Below are 19,217 nucleotides of genomic sequence, written 5' to 3' on the forward strand. Positions count from 1 at the left end.
CCAGTCTGGAGATTGCGCACTGCAGGCCTCTAACTGAGCTGCTCACGCCAAGTGGCGGTGGCGTACTTCCTGCGATAGCGTGCTGCACGCACGGCCAGCCAGGCACGGCGCAGCAGATGTTTGTCCCCGCGGTAGTAGAGCGGGTTGCGGACTTTCTTCTCGCGGATGAGCCTGGCGACGTCGTCGCGGACAGTCGGCTCGGTGACATACTCACGTAGGATGTACTTAGGCACCACGCTGAAGAGAACTTCCTTCTCTACAAAAGTGCACTGGCTGCTGCGATTGTTCCGGATCAGATCTTCCACCAGATAGCCGGCCAGGTTATGCCCCTGTGCGGTGGCGTACCAGCTGGAGCGGCCCTGCCGAACGTTGACCTCCAGCACCTTGAATTCGTCATCGCGGGCGTCGTACTTCAGATCGAAGTTCGCCAGGCCGGTATACCCGATGGCTTCGAGGAAGCCCTTCAACTGCTGCATGACCTCTTCGTTGAAGCGCGAGAGGATGGCTGTGTAGTTACCGATGGCGCTGGCTTCATGCTCCTGCAGCATGACCTGCCCGAAGTTCACGAACTCCGCCTGGCCTTCGGAGTTCAGGTACAGCACTGAATCCCAGATGTAGGTGTCATCACCGGGGATGAAGTCCTGGATGATCAGGGTATCTCGGTACCCGCTGGCCTCGATCTTCTCGATGACGGCCACCACTTCTTCCAGTGAGTAGAGGCGGTAGACCTTCTCCTGGCCATCGAACTTATTGCGGTAGTACTGCACACCGTTGCCGGGCTTCAGGATCACCGGGTAGCGCGAAATGTCTAAGTCCACCGGCTGCCCCACATGGTGGATATGAGTCTCCGGGATGGCCAGGCCGTGCTCCTGAGCCAGCGGGTAGAACGCGTCCTTGACCTGCAGCTGATTCAGCAGCTGCAGGCTGGGGTAGTTGAAGCGGTAGAGGGTCTCCAAGGTGGATGCGTTCTCAATGATCAGCCGGACATAGTGATCATTGGTGCCCACCAGCAGCAGCGGACGGCCGTCGTCGTGATTCTCTGCGAACTGCTGCAGCGCACGGACGAAGACCTCGGCGTCGTCGAGGTTCTCCACCAGGGTGGTGGAGGCGATGATGGAGCTGTAATGGGTGAAGCCCATGCGGATCTTGCCCAGCAGGTGCGGCTTTACCCCATAGGCCTCATGGAAGGAGGCCGCCATGTGATAGGCGTTGAGATCCGTGCCGATGATGACGGGCACAAAATCGGCAGCAGCAGCCGCCTTCTTCAGGGTCGACACGAGAGAACCAGTTCCTCAGCTGAAGTGGGCGATCAGATCAACTTCCACCGGAGTGTCCAGTGGCAGCACAGGTACGCCCACAGCACTGCGGGCGTGCTGTCCGGCCTCACCGAAGGCCTTGCCGAGCAGTTCGGAGGCACCATTGATCACCTTGGGCTGGCCGGTGAAGTCCGGGGTGGAGGCGACGAAGCCGCCGACCTTGGCGATGCGGGTGATCCGATCCAGATCCCCGACGGCGTGCTTCAGGGCAGCGATCAGGTTCAGGCCGCAGATCCGTGCCAGGTCATATGCCTGCTCCGGGGAGACCTCGGCTCCGACCTTGCCGGTCAGCGCGAGTTCCCCGTTGACCAGCGGAAGCTGGCCGGAGACATAGACGACATTGTCCACGATGACGGCTGGCTGGTAGGCCGCCAGCGGCGGGACAACCTCGGGCACGGTAAGGCCCAGCTCAGCCAGGCGCTGCTCCACTGCGGACATCGGTGCCTCAGACCTGCTTGGGACGCTTGAGGTAGGCCACTGGAGCATTGCCGTCAGGTCCGGGGAGGACGGTGACAAGCTCCCAGCCGTCGTCACCCCACTGATCCAGGATGCCCTTGGTGTTGTGGATGATGAGCGGAATGGTGGCGTATTCCCACTGTGTCATGTCAGCCATGCCTTCAGCCTAACGTAGGTCAGCGGGAGCGCTGGCGGATGCGCTGGATGTCTAGGATGACGACGGCGCGCGCTTCCAGGCGCAGCCAGCCACGCTGAACGAACTCCGCCAGGGCCTTGTTCACCGTCTCGCGGGAGGCGCCCACCAGCTGAGCCAGCTCTTCCTGGGTGAGCTCGTGGGCGACGAGGACGCCATCCGGTGCCGGACGCCCGAAACGGTCCGCCAGGTCCAGCAGCGCCTTGGCCACACGGCCGGGAACATCGGAGAAGACCAGGTCGGCCAGGGACTCGTTGGTGCGGGTCAGGCGCTTAGCCAGTGCCTGCAGCAACTGCACAGAGACCTCGGGGGTCGAGGTGATGACGTCCTTGAGGTTCTCGTGCTTCAGGCCCGCCAGGCGGGTCTCGGAGACCGCGGTGGCAGTGGCGGTGCGTGGCGCCGGGTTGAACAGGGCCATCTCGCCGAAGATCTCACCGGGGCCGAGCACAGCCAACAGGTTCTCGCGCCCGTCGGGAGTGGAGCGCCCCAGCTTAATCTTGCCGGAGATGATGAAGTACAGCTGGTCGCCCTGGTCACCCTCATGGAAGATGGAGGAGCCCCGGGAGAGCTCAACTTCGGTGAGCTCCTTGGTCAGCGCTGTGAAGACTTCGTCGTCGAGCGTGGCAAACAGAGGTGCGCGGCGCAGCACATCGAGATCCATGGGCCTGTCCATTCTTCTTGGGTAAGGCGTGATAGCGGTTGATTAGAAGTTACCAGGTAGGACACTTCCTAAGGAAACGATTTGGCCGTGTTGTCTGCTCTGGGCGTGACCGGAATATGGGATTCTTGGGGACGGACTGGCTAGCCGCGGCGGTGAGGCTTGCATGAAGAAAGAAGGAAACGGCGGATGAGCGTGACCCTGCTCGATGTAATTCTGGTGCTGGTGCTGATTGGCTTCTTGGCCGCGGGACTAGCGCGCGGGGTCTGGGCCACCATCGGTGGTGCTGCCGGTTTCCTGGTGGGAGCCACCGCGGCGTTCTTCTCCATCCCGCTGGTTGCCGGGTGGGTTCCAGATCCGCTGTGGCGGATCGTGGCCGTCATCGGCGCCGCGATCGTACTGGTGGTTGCCGGTCATGCACTGGGCACCACCGCAGGGGCTGAGGTGCAGCGGATGTTCCGCTCACCCACTATGCGCACCCTGGGCTCATTGGTGGGCGGCGTGGTGAACCTGGTGGTCGCCGTCGTGGTGATTGCTGCGCTCAGCTTCTCGGTGCAGGCCATGGGCTTCCCCGCGGTGAATCAGCATATGCGGCAGTCGGTGGTGCTGCAGACCATTGACCGTGCTCTGCCGGCACAGGTGGAAGGCTGGTTTGCGCAGGTCCGCAGCACGGTCCTGGCCTCAGACATTCCGGAACTGGCCCAGCTGCTGGTTCCGGAGTCCCCCGAGCCGCCGAGCAACGAGGACCTCACCGCCGCGGCAACCACGGCGGCAGCATCGGTGGGGCGGATCAGCGGTGTGGCCCAACAGTGCGGGCAGTCGCAGACCGGCAGCGGCTTCGCGGTGTCGCCCACTCGAGTGGTGACCAATGCGCATGTGATCGCCGGTGTGGCCGAACCCTCAGTTGAAATGCCAGACGGGCAGGTGGTCACTGGTCGTGCGGTGTACTTCGACCCCGGTAATGATCTGGCGCTGCTGGCGGTGGAACCGCTGAATGCAGCGCCGGTGCCCATCGGTGGTCCCTTGGATCCCGGTGCCCGGGCCTTCGTGATGGGCTATCCGGCAGGGGGGCCCTTCCAAGCGGGCAGCGCAGTGGTCCAGGCCCGGGATGTCTCCAGCGTGAACAATATCTACGGCAGCTCACCGAGTGAGCTGGAGATCTACCAGGTCAACGCCGACGTCCGGCAGGGCAACTCGGGCGGACCGCTGATCAACTACGACGGTCAGGCAGTCGGGGTAGTGTTCGCCCGCGCCGTCGAAGGCACCGCAGTTGGTTTCGCCGTGACCGCAGAGGCAGCAGGCGAGGTACTGAGCAGTCCCGAGAGCTACGTGGACACCGTCTCCACCGGCCAGTGCGTGGACCGCTGAGGCCGGCTTATAGGCCCGGTGCCGCACATCTTGCGCACCAGGTGAGTCTGACAGGGCTGAAACCTGCCGAATAGCGCCGTTTCCGCCCCATACCGCAGGTTTCAGCCCTATCAAACGCCGGCGGGCGACTGCGGCAGCCCGGTCTCGGGCCTCGCACCGGTGGCGCTGAAGCGTTGGGCTAGTCCTGCTGTTCCAGTAGGGAGATCAGATGTTCGACGGCGAATCGGTAGCCGTTGGACCCGGCGCCTGCAATGACGGCGCTGGCCAGCGGGGAGACAAAGGAGTGCTGCCGGAAGGCCTCGCGGGCATGCACGTTGCTCAAATGCACCTCGATCACCGGCAGGTCCACTGCCTTGAGCGCATCGGCAATCGCCACTGAGGTGTGGGTGTAGGCGGCCGGGTTGATCACAATGCCCTCCTGCGCTCCGCGCGCAGCCTGAATGGCATCCACCAGTTCGCCTTCATGATTGGACTGCACGGTGTCCACGGCGAAGCCCCGCTCAGCGGCGGTGCTGCGGCACAGCTCGTTGATGTCCTCTAGGGTCTCGGCACCGTAGATCTCCGGTTCGCGGGTGCCCAGCAGGTTCAGATTCGGTCCATGAACAATGAGCAGCCGTCCAGTCTCTGTCATGTGACCCACCATACTCGTCCGGGGGTGTGAAAGTCCGGTGCGCGAAAACGGGGCCCACCGCACGTGCGGTGAACCCCGTTTTCGCTAGTTCCGGTGATCCGGCTGATCAGGCGCTGGCACCGTGCTTGGCGCGCATATCCTCAGCGATCTGAATCATCACGCTCGGATCAGCCAGCGTGGAGGCGTCGCCGACCTCATTGCCATTGGCCACATCCTTCAGCAGGCGGCGCATGATCTTGCCCGAGCGGGTCTTCGGCAGCTCCGGGACCACCAGCACATTGCGCGGCTTGGCGATCGGCCCGATCTCCTTGCCCACATGTGCGCGCAGCTGAAGCTCCAGCGCGTCCTTGTCATCACCTTCGTGGTTGCCGCGCAGGATCACGAAGGCCACCACCGCTTCACCGGTGGTCGCGTCCTTAGCGCCGACGACGGCGGCCTCGGCCACTGCCTCATGTGCTACCAGGGCGGATTCGATCTCGGTGGTGGAGAGTCGGTGACCGGAGACGTTCATGACGTCATCCACACGGCCCATGAGCCAGATGTCGCCGTCGTCGTCATAGCGGGCGCCGTCGCCTGCGAAATACAGGTTCCCGAAGCGGGACCAGTAGGTCTCCTTATAGCGCTCGGGGTTGCCGTAGATGCCGCGCAGCATGGCGGGCCAGGGCTCCTTGATGACCAGCAGGCCGGCCTGGCCGTTGCCCAGGGGTTCGCCTAGTTCGTCCACCACACCGACCTCGATGCCGGGCACAGGGGTCTGTGCTGCGCCGGGCTTGGTGGCGGTGACACCGGGAAGCGGGGCGATCATATGCGCGCCGGTCTCGGTCTGCCACCAGGTATCGACAATGGGTGCCGGGTGCTCCTTGGGAGCATTGCCTGGACCGTTATTGGCGCCGATGACTTCGCGGAACCAGAGCCATGCTTCGGGGTTGATGGCTTCACCCACGGTGCCCAGCACACGCAGGCTGGAGAGATCGTACTGATCCGGGATCTCCCGGCCCCACTTCATGCAGGTGCGGATCAATGTGGGTGCGGTGTAGAACTGGGTGACCTTGTACTTCTGCACCAGTTCCCAGAGCCGTCCCTTATGCGGGCTGTCCGGGGTGCCCTCGTAGACCACCTGGGTCGCGCCGTTGACCAGCGGACCGTAGACGATGTAGCTGTGGCCGGTGACCCATCCGACATCGGCGGTGCACCAGTAGATGTCCTGCTCAGGCTTTAGGTCAAAGGAGTCCCGGTGCGTCACCGCGGTCTGGGTCAGGTATCCGCCGGTGGTGTGCAGGATGCCCTTGGGCTTACCGGTGGTCCCGGAAGTGTAGAGAATGAACAGCGGGTGCTCGGAATCGTGGGGCACATAGGCGTGCTCGGTGGACTGCTCGGCGACCAGCTCGTGCCACCACAGGTCGCGTCCTTCTTCGATGTCCACGCTCTCACCATTGCGCTGGACGACGACGACGTGCTCTACGGTGTGCCCGGGCTTGGCCAGGGCGCTGTCCACATTGGGCTTCAGCGGTGAAGGTTTGCCGCGGCGATAGGAGCCATCGGCGGTCACCACAAGTTTGGCCTCAGCATCATCGACGCGGGAGCGCAGGGCGTCGGAGGAGAATCCGCCGAAGACCACCGAATGGATCGCGCCGATGCGCGCACAGGCCAGCATGGTCACAATGGCTTCGGGAATCATCGGCATGTAGATGGCCACGCGGTCACCCTTGGTGACTCCCAGGGACTCAAACGCGTTAGCCGCGCGGGCGACGTCGTCCTTTAAGTCCGCGTAGGTGATGGTGCGGGTGTCCCCGGGCTCACCTTCGAAGTGGATAGCGACGCGGTCCCCATTGCCGGCCTCCACATGGCGGTCCACCGCGTTATAGGAGGCGTTGAGCTCTCCGCCGACGAACCATTTGGCGAAGGGGGCATCGGACCAGTCGAGTGTTTCGCTGAAGTCCTTGTCCCAGGAGAGCACGCTGCGAGCCTGCTCGGCCCAGTAGCCCAGCCGGTCGGCTGCGGCGGTCTCATATTTCTCCGCGGTTGCCACGGCGTCGGCAGCAAAGTCCTCGCTGGGAGGGAAGGTCTGGACGCTCTCAGAAGCGGGAGTCGTGGTCATACGTATCCTCCTTGGGTGACGTGTGTGTCAGGCATCACAATAACGCGGTGAGGCGGTACAGGCGAGATCGCGAGAGTTCGGTGACACCTATTGCAGATAAGCGGTTGTTTTGCGGCGACGAACGGTTAACGTCCGTGATGCCCGGTAACCTCCTGCGGGTGCATAGGATGGAGGCGATGGACAAGACGCTGACGGGTAAGAAGCGCCGGGTGCGCCGGATCAATCGCATACTGGGCGAGGTCTACCCCTATGCCACAGCGGAGCTGGACTTCGAGAATCCCTTCGAGCTGCTGGTGGCCACTGTGCTCTCAGCGCAGACCACCGATGTGCGCGTCAACGCCATTACCCCCGAACTCTTCCGGCGGTTCCCCGATGCTGCGGCCATGGCAGATGCCGATGAGCAGGAACTCAGCGACATCATCAAACCCACCGGCTTTTATAAGGCTAAGACAGCCTCGCTGCTGGGCCTTTCCGCGGCGTTGGTCCAGCGTCACGGGGGCCAGGTTCCGGACTCCTTGGAGGAGCTGGTGAAGCTTCCCGGTGTGGGCCGGAAAACGGCGTTTGTGGTGCTCGGCAATGCCTTCGGTCGGCCGGGGATCACGGTGGATACCCATTTCGGGCGGCTGGCCAGGCGCTTGGGGATGACTCAGCAGCAGGATCCGGTGAAGGTCGAGCACGAGGTCGCGGCTCTTTTTGAGCCCAAGGATTGGACGGCGTTGTCCAACCGGCTGGTCTTTCACGGGAGGCGCATCTGCCATTCTCGCCGTCCGGCATGCGGTGCGTGCCCGATTGCTCAGCTGTGCCCCTCCTACGGCGAGGGTGAGACCAACCCAGAGCTTGCCAAGCAGCTGCTGAAGTATGAGCTGGCTCCGGGGCGGGAGGACCTGCTGGAGAAGATGCTGGCCGGGGCTAGTCGCCGTCAGCTTCGCGCAGAGGGCTATCCGCTCAGCGCCTGAGGCGCAGATGAAGGGGTTTCAACGACTATGACGGCACCGGATCAGGCAGACCCGCTGGACCCCGAGCCCACTGCGGCGCGGGCAGCTGCCTCTCGCACGGAGCCGGCCGTACCGGTGCCCACAGACTACGACGGCGTGGCCTCGGCTCTGACCCGACTGCTCGATTCCGCCCGGGGTTATCGGCAGGCGTTCCCTGAGGCCGCGGCAGCTGGCGGCTGGTGGAATCCGCTGCCTCTGGAGCAGCCGCCCGCCACCCCGACGGTGGATCCGCTGAACGCACGTCAGGCAGGCGTACTGGTGCTGATGAGCTGCACCGGGTCCGGTGAGGGCCCCCGGATACTGCTCACCGAGCGGGCGGCCGGGCTGCGCAAGCACCCCGGACAGATATCCTTCCCCGGCGGCTCCGCCGATGACACTGATGCGGACATTGTGGCCACCGCCCTGCGGGAGAGCCAGGAGGAGACGGCACTGGACCCGAGCACCGTCGTCGTGCTGGGTACTTTGCCCCCGGCTCCGGTGCCTGTTAGCGGATTTATGGTGACCCCGGTGCTGGCGGTGACCAGGGACTGCGGTGTGCTCACTCCCTCGGAGGACGAGGTGGCGCGGGTGCTGCAGCTTCCGGTGAAGGAACTGGTCGCCGCTGAGAGCCGCTATTCGGCAGTGCTGATGCGTGACAACGTGAAACTGAGCTCACCGGCGTTCTGGACCAACGATTCCTTTGTCTGGGGGTTCACCGGGATTCTGCTGGACCGGATACTGGATCGGCTGGGTTGGGCTGAGCCGTGGGATCCCGACCGGGAGCTGGACCCTCGGCAGTTCCGCCGGGATTAGCTGGATCTGTCCGGGACCGCCGGTGGCTGAGCGGACAGAGTTTCCCCAGACAGGGTTTTCCCCAGGCCGGCACAACGGCTCTGGCGCGCCGACAGACTCCCCAGTCAGTAGCAGGAAGCCTGCGCGGTTCCTAGGTGAGGGATCAGTCTTGAAACATGACTCGCGCCCAACCGGCAGAACGGACTTCACCATCACCGGCAGATGAAGCCGCCGCCGGTGATGAACCACGGCTGCTGCTGGTCACCACTGATGATCAGCTGCGCGATGAGATTGCGCTGATCAGCGCGGTGATCGGTGCCCGCCTGGAATGCTCCAGCCAGTGGCCGGCACCGGGCGGTCCGCGACCAGAGGCGCCGCTGAAGTCCCGGGACAGTCAGCCGGTCAGACCGGTGGCGATGCTCTGTTCGCCGGAGGCTGCCGCAACGGCCCCCACTCATGAACCGGTCTTATTAGTGGGCCGTGCCACGGGAAACCTCTGGGAGGCCGCCGCCGAGCATCCGCAGCTGACTCCTGTGCCGCTTCCGGCAGCTGAAGCGTGGCTCAGTGAGTATCTGAGCAGCCGTATCACCGAGCAGCACCGCGCCCCGGTCGTTGCGGTGGCAGGGGTCTTCGGCGGGGTCGGCTGCACCACTATCGCCTACCTGTGTGCCGCCGAGCTGGCGGTGCGGGAGGCTGTACCGCTTCTGCTGGACGCCTGCAGCGGCCCCGGCAGCGGAATCTTAGAACTGGTCCCGGAGAACTCAGGTATCCGGTCCCGGAGGCGGGCGGGTAACCGTCGTCGCAGCGGTAGCGCTGCAGACCCGGTAGCAGACCTGAGCGGTCAGCTGGACTGGCAGTTGCTCTCTCAGACAGAAGGTCGGCTCTCCCCGGCGCATCTGCGCACCGGGCTGCCGGTATGGGAAGGCATCGCGGTACTGACCGGGCGGACACCGGCTCCGGAGGCACAAGCTGTGCTGGCTGCAGCGGATGCCGGTAGGCGATCCTTCGACGCAGTACTCATAGATGCCGGTCACCGGCCCGAGACGATTCTTGGACTCGCCGATTACCTTGACCACCTATTCCTGATCACACCACCATGCCCACGGGGCGCAGCCTCCGCTCGGGAGCTGATATCCCAGCTGCACCGGCAGTCCGACCGGCAGCCAGAGATCTCCGTGGTCACCAATGGCCGTGCTGCCACCGGCTGGGACAGTGCACAGATGCAGCAGGCCACCGGAGTGCCGGTGATTGCCGATGTGGCCGAACAGCGCTGGCTGCGTCGCAGCGATGACCTCAGCACTGCTTATGACATGCTGCGCAGTTCCCGCGGAGCAGCCCTGATCGGGCGCCTCTTGGAGACATCGGGGGTGACCAGTGCGCACTGAGCAGCTCGAGGCGCTGCGGGACAAGCTGACCACCTCAGCTGAACCGGTGACAGCGGCCCGGATCGCCGAAGCCGTACGCTCCGAGGGCCTGGCGCTGGGCTCGGGGACCACACAGCAGCTGGTCAAGAAACTCCGCGATGAGTTAGTGGGCCTGGGTCCGCTACAGCAATTTGCTGAACAGCCTGGCATTACAGACGTGGTCCTTGATGGCCATGGAGAGATCTGGACCGACGGCGACGGCGGGCTGCGCAGCACCGGAGTCAGACTCGAAAGTGAGGAACAATCCCGTGCCCTGGCTCGCCGGCTGATTTCGGTGGCTGGTGGCCGACTCGATGAGGGACATCCCTGCGCAGACGGGCGAATCGGGACCTACCGGGTGCATGCGGTGCTGCCCCCGGTCGCAGTGGAAGGAACCATGATCTCGGTACGTGTGGCCAGGGGGTCCTCAGCAACACTTGAACAGCTGGCCACCCAGTGGATCAGCCCGCAGGTCTGGTTGCCGGTACTGCGATATCTGATCCGGCACCGGATGAACTATCTGATCTCAGGAGCCACTGGCTCAGGGAAAACATCGCTTCTGGCGGCCATGCTCACCGAGGTTCCCGCCACCGAACGGATCATCGTGGTGGAAGACACCGCCGAGCTCATGCCCGAGCACCCCCATGTGCTGCATCTGCAGGGCCGCCAGGGCAATATCGAAGGCACCGGTCAGATCGGGATGGGTCAGCTGGTGCGAGAGACCCTGCGGATGCGGCCGGACCGGCTGATCGTGGGGGAGTGCCGGGGTGGGGAGCTGCGTGACTTCCTGACCGCGATGAATACCGGACATCACGGTGCCGGTGGCACGCTGCACGCCAACTCACCCCATGCCGTTCCAGCGCGGCTCATCGCCATGGGAGCCCTCGGCGGACTCAGCCCCGAGACAGTGGGTCTGCAAGCCGGCGCTGCCCTGGATGCAGTCATTCATGTGGAACGCCGGGGCAGTAGTCGGCTTCCTGTGGCGCTTTCGGCACTGACCTATCAGGACGGGGCCATCCGGATGAGGCCGGTGCTCACCGTCACCCATGACGCAGCAGAACCACAGGAAGAATGGGACCGGTTCTTCCCTGACCTTCCCCGTTCCCGGATGATGCTGCCACCGGGCAGCGCAGGTGGGGACTTCCCTGCAGCGGGGCCCCGGCATAGGGAAGAAGAATGACCGGGCTGTGGGCAGCTGCGGTCGGCCTGCTGATCATCTCGGCGGTGCTGCTACTGATTCGGCCCACACCGCCTGGCTCAGTACATGCCGGTTCCGTAGGCACCAGCAGCCCGGGGAGGGGCCTGCACCAGCGGCCGGGCAGCAGCTGGCTGCGACGTCGGGGCGTTCATCAGTTGCAGCTGGGCAAGGAGGCAGCATCTTTACTGCGGCAGTTCGTCGCACTCCTGCAGTCTGGCCGCGGGGAGGCCCAGGCCTGGGCGGAGCTGCATCGGCATTGGAGCCACAGTGCAGCAGAGCACCCTTTCAGTGACATCACTCAGCAGGTCAGCGGCTCCTTACAAGCCGGAATCGGCAGCGCTGAGGGCCTGCGGCGCTGTGCCGAACAAGCAACCGACCCGGAGATCCGCGGACTGCTGCAGCGCCTGATGACAGCAGCGACACTGTCCTCCCAGACTGGAGCTCCATTATCGAAACTGGTGGAACAGATGGCGCAGTCCCTCGAAGAAGCCGCCCAACTGCGGGCAGCCGTGGAGACCGCGACCGCCGGGCCGAAGCTCACTCAGCTGATCCTCACTCTGCTGCCCGCCGGAGGCATACTGCTGGGACACCTGATGGGAGCTGACCCGCTGCAGATTCTCTTCGGCGGCGGACTGGGGATGCTATGCCTGGTGATCGGCGCAGTATGCCTTCTGCTCGGGCGACTATGGAGCCACCGTCTGATCTCCTCCGTACTGCAGGAGATGCCATGAGCGCCCTGCTGGCCGGAGCCGCTGCAGCCCTGGCTATTGCGGCGGTGCTCCTTCTTGTGCCAGCACCGGCGCGAACCCCGAGGCGCCACGCTGCTGCGCTGCGAGTCTGGCGTGCGCGGACGAAGAAACCATCCGCCAATGATGGAGAAGTTGATGCCGCCACGCTGCTGGACCTCACAGCAGCACTGCTTCATGCCGGAACAGGAATCGAAGCGGCCCTGGACAGGCTTTCGCGCGCCGCCCCCGGGGCACAACCGCTAGCGCAGGTTTATCGCAGTCTCGCCGCTGGGGCCTCCTGGGACCACAGCGTGCACAACTTGGCGCCCTACCCGCAGTTGGGCAGGTTCTGCTCGCACCTGCGGTTTGCCTATGCCACCGGGGCGCCCACCGCCAGCATGCTCGAAGCCGCCGCAGCCCAGGCGCGGGCAGAGCAGCGCCAGGAAGCCGAACGCCGGGCAGCTGAACTCGGAGTGAAGATGATGCTTCCCCTGGGAGCCTGTTTCCTGCCGGCATTCATCGTGCTCGGTGTGGTGCCGGTTGTCATCAGCATGATCCCTGACGCACTCGGCATCTAAAGCCGCAGTCGGGCTTCGCAGCCGCTAGCGTAGAACCATGCTCAATCGATGGTGACGCGACCGGAAGCTGAAGAAGGTGAAACCAGGGGACGGGCACCCCATGAAGCCTTACCGCTGGTGGCAGCCGCTGACTCGGTCCATGTTCAGCCATGAACACCGCACCCAGGACGGGGGAACAGAGACCTACACCGTCTCCGTGGACTACTTCGACTTCAGCAGCACCTCCGGGGCTTACCGGGCCGATCTCTACCGCAACGGTAAGCACCATGCCTCCGCTGACCTGCCGGCGCTGTTCAGCGTCCCGGGAGGGCATATCGAAGTGGCAGCCACCCTTACCGGGCTCAAACGCATCCACTTCATACCCCAGGGCGCCCAGGCCAAAGAAGGCCGCCTCCTGACACCGGAGCCCCGCTCAGGCGAGGGACTGCGTGCCGCCCTGGACCGCAGTCACCCCACAGTGAGCGCGTGGATCGGCCGCGGCGCCGTCGTCGTCCTGCTGGTCGCGCTGATTCTGGGGATCCCGCAGACCATCGAAGCGATCACCCATGTTCCCTGGGTGGCCGAGAACATCGGGACCTTCACCTCACCTATTCAGCTGCCCGCATGGGCCAACACCGCACTGCTGATCGCCGGTGGCCTGGCAGCTCTGGAGCGCGCCCTGACCATCCGGTACCACTGGCTGATCGACGGTGACCTCGGGGAGTGGGACAGCTGAGCTGCGGTCACCACTACGCCGAGGCGGCAGCCTTCAGCGGATATAGCGGCTCAGGTGCTGCGCGGTGAGCGTGTCAGCTTCCACCAGCTGAGCCGGGGTTCCGGTGAAGACCACCTCCCCGCCGTCGTGCCCTGCTCCTGGGCCAAGATCGATGATCCAATCGGCATGGGCCATCACTGCCTGGTGATGTTCGATGACGATCACCGTCTTCCCTGAATCCACCAGCCGGTCCAGCAAGCCCAGCAGGTTCTCCACATCCGCAAGGTGCAGGCCCGTGGTGGGTTCATCAAGGATGTAGATGCCACCGTCATTGCCCATATGAACCGCCAGCTTCAGGCGCTGCCGCTCGCCTCCGGAAAGGGTGTTCAGCGGCTGCCCCAGACGGACATACCCCAGCCCCACATCGGCCAGCCGGAGCAGGATCTTATGGGCAGCCGGCAGCTTGGCCTCCCCGGCAGCAAGGAACTCGCCGGCCTCAGTCACCGGCAGATCCAGCACCTCCGCGATGTTCTTACCACCGAGGGTGTATTCCAGGACCTCCGGACGGAAGCGCCGACCCTCGCACTCCTCACAGGGGGCCGAGGCCGAGGCCATCACACCAAGATCGGTCTCGATCACTCCGGCACCGCCGCAGGCTGGGCAGGCGCCCTCCGAGTTCGCGGAGAACAAGGCGGGCTTGACGCCATTAGCCTTGGCGAAGGCCTTCCGGATGGGCTCCAGCAGGCCCGTATAGGTGGCCGGGTTGCTGCGCCGCGATCCCTTAATAGCGGACTGGTCAACGGCCACCACACCGTCCTGGCCCGCCACGTGACCATGGATCAGTGAGGACTTGCCGGATCCTGCCACACCAGTGATCACGCTCAGCACGCCCAGCGGGATATCGGCATCGGCGTTCTTCAAGTTATGTGTCCCAGCGCCGCGGATCTGCAACTGCCCGGCTGGTGTGCGCACGCTGTCCTTCAGCTGGGCCCGGTATGAGAGGTGCTGCCCGGTGAGGGTGCCAGAACTCTTCAAACCCTCCAGATCGCCGTCGTAGACCACCTGGCCGCCAGCGGAACCAGCACGCGGACCCATATCGATCACATGATCGGCAATAGCCATCACCTCGGGCTTATGCTCCACCACCAGCACGGTATTGCCCTTATCCCGCAGACGCAGCAGCAGCTTATTCATCCGCTGGATGTCATGGGGGTGCAGCCCCGCGGTGGGTTCATCAAAGACGTAGGTGACATCGGTCAGCGCTGAGCCAAGGTGGCGGATCATCTTCACCCGCTGAGCCTCGCCGCCGGAGAGTGTGCTGGAAGCCCGGTCCAGGGACAGATAGCCCAAACCGATCTCCGTGAAGTGCCCCAGGGTCTTGCTCAGTGAGTCCAATAGCGGCTGCACCGAAGGTTCCTTCAGCCCGTCCACCCATTCGGCCAGGTCAGTGATCTGCATGGCGCAGGCCTCGGCGATATTGATGCCGGCGATCTTTGCGGACCTGGCCGAGGCGTTCAACCTGGTGCCTGCACAGTCGGGACAGCTGATGTAGGTGACCGCGCGGTCCACGAACTCCCGGATATGGGACTGCATAGCCTCACGGTCCTTAGACAAGAAGGACTTCTGGATCTGCGGGACCAAACCCTGATAGGTCATATTCACCCCGCCGATCTTGACCTTGACCGGCTCACGATGCAGCAGATCATGCCATTCGGTCTCGGTGTACTGACCCACCGGCTTATCCGGATCGAAGAACCCGGACTCGGCATAGAACCGCACGGACCAGCCGCCAGGCTTATAGCCGGGGATGGTGATGGCCCCCTCGTTCAAAGAGAGGGACTTATCCACCAGCTGGTTCAGATCCAGGTCGGTGACATGCCCGGTGCCCTCGCATCGTGGGCACATCCCGCCCAGCACGGTGAACTCCGCGCGTGCCGGCTTCTTAGTGGCGGATGCCTTCTCCACAGTCAGCGAACCCTTGCCGGAGGCGGTCGCCACATTGAAGCTGAAGGCATTGGGCGAACCGATATGCGGCTGACCCAACCGGGAGAACAGAATCCGCAGCATGGCGTTGACATCGGTGAAGGTGCCCACGGTGGAGCGAATATTGGCCGCCAAGCGCTCTTGGTCCACCAGGATGACGGTGGTCAGACCCTCCAGAACATCCACATCAGGACGTGCCAGGGTGGGCATGAAGCCCTGCAGAAATGCTGAATAGGTCTCATTGATCATCCGCTGGGATTCCGCGGCGATGGTCCCGAAGACCAATGACGATTTGCCCGAGCCGGAGACGCCGGTGAAAACCGTCAGACGCCGTTTAGGGATCTGCACCGACACGTTCTGGAGATTGTTCTGCCGAGCCCCCTGGACCCGGATGACGTCGTGGGAATCAGCAGCATGAATGCCATCGCTCATGACTGGGAGTCTAGTGCGCAGTTGACGCTGCTGAATGACGGGCTCGGGGTCAGCTCATGGGATAGACGGCCACTGGCAGTGCGTGGCTGACCAGGGGGTCTGCGCTGCGCTGGGCGGCCGCTTCGGTCATGGACTCCAGCATCATCCGTGGATCAAAATCCCCGCCCAGCTCAGCCAGGTACTGGGCGTGGGCTTCAAGTGAGGCTATGCCGCGCTGCAGCGGCTCACCGCTGACATCCACCAGGTGATCGGCGGATCCGCCGAAGACCAGCAGCCAGCTCACCGCCCAGGGTTCAAAGCCCTGCTGGGCCAGCTCCGGGAAGACCCAGGGATTATCAGCATCACGGATGGCATCCACCGTGGCCAGTCCGGTGGCGCGGTGGTCGGCATGGTTGAGCCCCCAGCTGACTTCAAGGTCCCAAGTCTGGGTCAGGACGAGGTCCGGTTTCAGCTGCCGGATATGCCTGGCGATCGCCTGGCGAGTGGCGAGGTCGCTTTGGAGGGTGCCATCCGGGAAATCCAGGATCTTAAGATCCTCAACGCCGACGACGGCGCAGGCTTCCTGCTGCTCGCGTGCGCGCAGGGCCGCCGCCTCCTCCGGATGACGCGAGCGCATTCCGGCCTCACCAGCGGTCAGCAGCAGGTAGGAGACCTCGACGCCGCGGGCTGACCAGCGGGCGGCAGCGGCAGAACCCCCGTACTCCATGTCATCAGGATGGGCGGCCACACACAGCACCCGGGTGATCTCGGAGTCATCAAACAGCGGAAGGGACTCGGAACTCATGGGTTCATCCCACCACGCCGGAGGTGCAGAGGGAAGGGCAGTGCCTGCCCAATCGACCCCTCAACCGCGCAACGGCACGCGGTCCAGCAGCGTATGCTGCGGCCCACCAGATTTTCCGGCTCCGAGTTCCGAGAGCATCAGGTGGGCCTGGTCAGCCCGCCAGGAGGGTCCTTCGTAGATTGAGAGGGCGGCCGCCCGGGCTTGGAGCTGTTCTGCAGCTCGGCGCCTGTCGCGGGCCCGGGCCAGGGTGACATGGGCCCGACGTCGCTCCCTGGCCGGTGCCGGTGTACCGCTGGTGCTGTACTGGGATCCCGCTTGTTCGCAGAGGCGCATCAGCGCAGCCAGCGGACTGGTGCCGCTGCTCTTCAGGCACCCAGCGCAGTGCGGGCCGCCGATTGCCCGGAGTCTGCGGGGCTGCGGCCTCTACTGAATGCACTGCCTCCTGAAGGTGTTCGGCTGCATGGTTCGGCAGTGGCAGTGATAAAAAGAGCCTCACATGGGCATCAGCAGCTCAACGGTGTGGGACATTCCCGCCGTGGCTATGTGGGCTGGCGCAGGTTGCGACGTTCCTTAGCTGTGACGCGTAGGCCAGAGGCGATCAGGATCCGCACCAGTTCATGGCAACTCACCGGCACCGCTCCACGTGTAATCAGAGTCTCGTAGCGGAATGCGGGCACATCGTAGTGGTCTAAGTCGAAGGCCCGCGGGGAGAGCTCGGCGCCAGCGGCGAAGGCATGGAGCTCTTCCAGCGAATGGTCGGAGATCAAGTGGGAGAACTCGGTGCCGTGTGCTGGCCACATTGGCGGGTCGATATAGATGGTCATGAGGGCTGGCAGTCTACTCCTGGAGTCTCCGAGGCGATCTGCGCAGCGTGGTGAATCCCACCCCCACGCGCACGCTGTTGGTGCGCACTAAGGGGACCTTGCTGAATAGCCCCGCTGTGCAGCGCATCCTGCAGCTGTTGCAGGAGCAGACAGCAGTCACCACTGAACACGCGGAGGCGCCGCAGGAACAGCAAGCTGCCCTGGACTACCAAAGCGCTCACGATGAGCAGAAGGCCATGGCGATGTCCTAACGGCCCCTCAGCAGCTGACGCCTTACGGAAGGGCTTCGGGTGGGCCGGCCCGGGCCGAGCTGTGCACCCGCAGTCCCGGAAAGTTCAGTTGCTGAGCGAGTGAGCCGATACTCACTTCACGGCTGACAGTCACGGTGACTTCCGTAGGGAAGAGTCCGCCCACCTGGCATGCCTCCAGTACTGCGCCGTTGCGCGCCGTCACCTGCTCTGCCACAGTGCAAGGGTCCCCCTGGCGCAGCCCGCGTGCGGTATCTGCTGCGGCCAATGCGGCCAGATCCGCAGCTCTTGCCGACTGCACTGAGGCGGCGCTGACGCTGCTGACGATAGCCACCAGCGATAAACAGATAAACAGCGCGAAGATGATGGCCAGGGCCGCAACAGTGCCCGAACCTGTGTCCTCGCCGGGCCGGAAGTCGTACCGTGGAGGACCGCAGGTCATCAGGGGGCTCCGGGCAACTGCTCGATGCGGACATGGGCCCTAGCCTCATGATCCACAGTCAGCTCTAGCAGCCCCAGGACCTGGACCGGGCGCCGAAGGGTCACGACGGCGTATTCGCCCTCATGACCGAGGTGGACGGAGCTATCCTGCCCCGCGGCTTCGCGGGCAAGCCGGGAGGCCGTATCGGCAGACGTTCCACGGGCCAACTCCCGGGCGGCGATCCGGGCACCCTCTTCCACACTCACACGGGCGGCCCCGTGCATCCCTAAGCCGAGCACCAGCAGCAGCACAAGCACCACGGCAGGCAGCGCCAGCGCGAACTCGGCGGTGACTGAACCGTGTTCGGCAGTCTGCGCTGGCGCTGCCCGGCGTCGTCGTCCCTTCAGGTCTGGCATCGGAGTTAGTGGCTCAGTGCTCGCTGGACCACTGATTCCAGAAGGCCCTGCACAGTGTCAGAGGTCAGCACAGCTGTCAGCAGCCCCGCGAAAGCAACTGCGGCAAGCATGACGATCCCGTACTCTGCGGTGGCCAAGCCGTCCTCCTCCTGCTGCAGGGTGTTCATGGAACAATTTTTCTGCCCTGTATTCACGGTGCTCTCCTTATCGTTGAGGTGCCGCTTGCTGGGGTAGCAAGGGCTCCTCTCACCTTCATTGATTCGGGGTCACAGCGGTGAAGTTCCTCACCGATCTGTGGAGAGCACGGTGTGTCGGATCGCTCTGGGACCAGTCTGGGGAAAACTCCGTGGGGCATCGAAACGGTGGGTGTAGCCGGGCAGGAGTATGCTCAAAATTGATTCCGTTGAGAATGCGAACTATGTGACGGGAGAACTGGGCGGACCAGCAGGGGCAGCAGAATCCGGCACCGCTGTTCACCCGAGATTTTTTCCTGGGCATCTGCATCAACATGTTCACCGCCACGGTCTGGTTTCTGCTGATCACCACCATGGCGGTCTATGCGGCCAGTGAATTTCTCGCGGGTCAGATGGCGTCAGGATTTGCGGCCTCTTGGTTTGTGGTTGGGGCCCTAGTGGCTCGCTCGGCGGCGAGGAAGTACGTCAATGTGCTGGGTCGCAAGCGGTCATTGGTGATCTGTCTGTTGATCTTCACTGCGGCTGCCATCGGGTATTTCTGGGTGGATTCCTATGTCTTGCTGATCGGACTGCGCGTGCTGCATGGTGCCTCGATCGGGTTCGGACAGTCTGCGTTGAATGCGGCGATCTTCGACATCATCCTCTCCACGCGCCGCGGCGAAGGTGCCGGCGACTATCTGGTGGCCAATTCGCTGCCGCATGCGGTGGGTCCGCTCTCTGCTATTCAGCTCACCCAGCGGTTCGGCTTCGAGGCGGTCTTTGTCACCGCCAGCTCTCTGGCCGGGGTGGCCATGCTCGCTGCGCTGATCATCCGGCTGCCAGAAAACT

The 19,217-nt window shown here is 64.0% G+C and carries 22 protein-coding genes and 1 pseudogene; 10 read left to right on the plus strand and 13 right to left on the minus strand.

The features are described from left to right. Positions 1-29: 29 nt before the first annotated feature. The 4 genes from TX78_RS07955 to TX78_RS07965 are packed head-to-tail and all read right to left on the minus strand — an operon-like array spanning position 30 to position 2,626. Positions 30-1,277, minus strand: a complete 1,248-nt coding sequence (locus TX78_RS07955) for a carboxylate--amine ligase (protein WP_199765266.1) — start codon at positions 1,275-1,277, stop codon at positions 30-32. 15 nt (positions 1,278-1,292) lie between these two features. Beyond that, positions 1,293-1,754, minus strand: coding sequence for a RidA family protein (locus TX78_RS07960; protein ID WP_044495206.1), 462 nt, complete (start codon positions 1,752-1,754; stop codon positions 1,293-1,295). A gap of 7 nt (positions 1,755-1,761) precedes the next feature. Beyond that, positions 1,762-1,929 carry a hypothetical protein gene (locus tag TX78_RS13955; protein ID WP_187118361.1) on the minus strand — a complete coding sequence of 56 codons (168 nt, stop codon included), beginning with the start codon at positions 1,927-1,929 and terminating at the stop codon, positions 1,762-1,764. 19 nt (positions 1,930-1,948) lie between these two features. Next, positions 1,949-2,626, minus strand: a complete 678-nt coding sequence (locus tag TX78_RS07965; RefSeq protein WP_044495208.1) for a Crp/Fnr family transcriptional regulator — start codon at positions 2,624-2,626, stop codon at positions 1,949-1,951. Between the two features lie 186 nt (positions 2,627-2,812). On the opposite strand from TX78_RS07965, the gene TX78_RS07970 reads away from it, so the two are divergent. Next, positions 2,813-3,991 (plus strand): MarP family serine protease, encoded by a 1,179-nt coding sequence (locus tag TX78_RS07970; RefSeq protein WP_044495210.1) that lies wholly within the window; start codon positions 2,813-2,815, stop codon positions 3,989-3,991. A 178-nt stretch (positions 3,992-4,169) separates the two neighbouring features. Here the strand turns inward: TX78_RS07970 and aroQ are convergent, their stop codons facing one another. Continuing rightward, positions 4,170-4,622: a type II 3-dehydroquinate dehydratase gene (gene aroQ, locus TX78_RS07975; protein WP_044495212.1), complete on the minus strand. Its 453-nt coding sequence runs from the start codon at positions 4,620-4,622 to the stop codon at positions 4,170-4,172. Between the two features lie 106 nt (positions 4,623-4,728). Next, positions 4,729-6,720 (minus strand): acetate--CoA ligase, encoded by a 1,992-nt coding sequence (acs, locus tag TX78_RS07980; RefSeq protein WP_044495214.1) that lies wholly within the window; start codon positions 6,718-6,720, stop codon positions 4,729-4,731. A 176-nt stretch (positions 6,721-6,896) separates the two neighbouring features. Between acs and nth the strand changes: the two genes are divergently transcribed. The 7 genes from nth to TX78_RS08015 all read left to right on the plus strand — a co-directional run bounded on the left by nth (position 6,897) and on the right by TX78_RS08015 (position 13,108). Next, positions 6,897-7,676: an endonuclease III gene (nth, locus tag TX78_RS07985; RefSeq protein WP_101750631.1), complete on the plus strand. Its 780-nt coding sequence runs from the start codon at positions 6,897-6,899 to the stop codon at positions 7,674-7,676. Positions 7,677-7,703: 27 nt separating this feature from the next. Then, positions 7,704-8,507, plus strand: a complete 804-nt coding sequence (locus TX78_RS07990; RefSeq protein WP_049897648.1) for an NUDIX hydrolase — start codon at positions 7,704-7,706, stop codon at positions 8,505-8,507. Positions 8,508-8,662: 155 nt separating this feature from the next. After that, positions 8,663-9,871: a P-loop NTPase family protein gene (locus TX78_RS07995; RefSeq protein ID WP_044495217.1), complete on the plus strand. Its 1,209-nt coding sequence runs from the start codon at positions 8,663-8,665 to the stop codon at positions 9,869-9,871. Then, on the plus strand, positions 9,861-11,069 hold the full coding sequence (locus TX78_RS08000; protein WP_049897650.1) for a TadA family conjugal transfer-associated ATPase: 1,209 nt from the start codon (positions 9,861-9,863) through the stop codon (positions 11,067-11,069). Before TX78_RS07995 ends, TX78_RS08000 begins: the two co-directional genes overlap by 11 nt. Next, positions 11,066-11,818, plus strand: coding sequence for a type II secretion system F family protein (locus TX78_RS12665; RefSeq protein WP_049897651.1), 753 nt, complete (start codon positions 11,066-11,068; stop codon positions 11,816-11,818). Before TX78_RS08000 ends, TX78_RS12665 begins: the two co-directional genes overlap by 4 nt. Continuing rightward, the gene (locus TX78_RS08010; protein ID WP_049897653.1) at positions 11,815-12,393 is read left to right on the plus strand and encodes a type II secretion system F family protein; all 579 of its coding nucleotides are present in this window, start codon (positions 11,815-11,817) and stop codon (positions 12,391-12,393) included. The genes TX78_RS12665 and TX78_RS08010 overlap by 4 nt, the downstream gene beginning before the upstream one ends. Positions 12,394-12,532: 139 nt before the next feature. Next, positions 12,533-13,108 carry a hypothetical protein gene (locus TX78_RS08015; protein ID WP_233722206.1) on the plus strand — a complete coding sequence of 192 codons (576 nt, stop codon included), beginning with the start codon at positions 12,533-12,535 and terminating at the stop codon, positions 13,106-13,108. Between the two features lie 33 nt (positions 13,109-13,141). Here the strand turns inward: TX78_RS08015 and TX78_RS08020 are convergent, their stop codons facing one another. The 4 genes and pseudogenes from TX78_RS08020 to TX78_RS08035 all read right to left on the minus strand — a co-directional run. Next, positions 13,142-15,502, minus strand: a complete 2,361-nt coding sequence (locus TX78_RS08020) for an ATP-binding cassette domain-containing protein (protein ID WP_044495220.1) — start codon at positions 15,500-15,502, stop codon at positions 13,142-13,144. A gap of 49 nt (positions 15,503-15,551) precedes the next feature. Further along, the gene (locus TX78_RS08025; protein ID WP_044495222.1) at positions 15,552-16,286 is read right to left on the minus strand and encodes a PIG-L deacetylase family protein; all 735 of its coding nucleotides are present in this window, start codon (positions 16,284-16,286) and stop codon (positions 15,552-15,554) included. Between the two features lie 60 nt (positions 16,287-16,346). After that, the gene (locus TX78_RS08030) at positions 16,347-16,619 is read right to left on the minus strand and encodes a hypothetical protein (protein WP_049897655.1); all 273 of its coding nucleotides are present in this window, start codon (positions 16,617-16,619) and stop codon (positions 16,347-16,349) included. Between the two features lie 218 nt (positions 16,620-16,837). After that, positions 16,838-17,110 (minus strand): annotated as a pseudogene (locus tag TX78_RS08035) (DUF4031 domain-containing protein); the annotation flags it as partial. Positions 17,111-17,157: 47 nt separating this feature from the next. Here TX78_RS08035 and TX78_RS08040 point away from each other — a divergent pair. Continuing rightward, positions 17,158-17,361 (plus strand): hypothetical protein, encoded by a 204-nt coding sequence (locus TX78_RS08040; protein WP_044495226.1) that lies wholly within the window; start codon positions 17,158-17,160, stop codon positions 17,359-17,361. A 22-nt stretch (positions 17,362-17,383) separates the two neighbouring features. Here the strand turns inward: TX78_RS08040 and TX78_RS12670 are convergent, their stop codons facing one another. From TX78_RS12670 to TX78_RS13210, 3 genes are read right to left on the minus strand one after another with little or no spacing between them, the layout of a single operon-like run. Then, positions 17,384-17,800, minus strand: coding sequence for an Rv3654c family TadE-like protein (locus tag TX78_RS12670; RefSeq protein ID WP_049897656.1), 417 nt, complete (start codon positions 17,798-17,800; stop codon positions 17,384-17,386). Then, positions 17,800-18,195 (minus strand): TadE family type IV pilus minor pilin, encoded by a 396-nt coding sequence (locus tag TX78_RS08050; RefSeq protein WP_044495228.1) that lies wholly within the window; start codon positions 18,193-18,195, stop codon positions 17,800-17,802. The genes TX78_RS12670 and TX78_RS08050 overlap by 1 nt, the downstream gene beginning before the upstream one ends. Positions 18,196-18,200: 5 nt before the next feature. Next, positions 18,201-18,362, minus strand: a complete 162-nt coding sequence (locus tag TX78_RS13210) for a DUF4244 domain-containing protein (RefSeq protein WP_081652668.1) — start codon at positions 18,360-18,362, stop codon at positions 18,201-18,203. Between the two features lie 341 nt (positions 18,363-18,703). Between TX78_RS13210 and TX78_RS08055 the strand changes: the two genes are divergently transcribed. Next, the coding region (locus TX78_RS08055) for an MFS transporter (RefSeq protein ID WP_158644316.1) at positions 18,704-19,217 on the plus strand (514 nt) is incomplete at its 3' end.

The sequence above is a fragment of the Nesterenkonia massiliensis genome (assembly GCF_000455245.1).
Taxonomy (GTDB): domain Bacteria; phylum Actinomycetota; class Actinomycetes; order Actinomycetales; family Micrococcaceae; genus Nesterenkonia; species Nesterenkonia rhizosphaerae.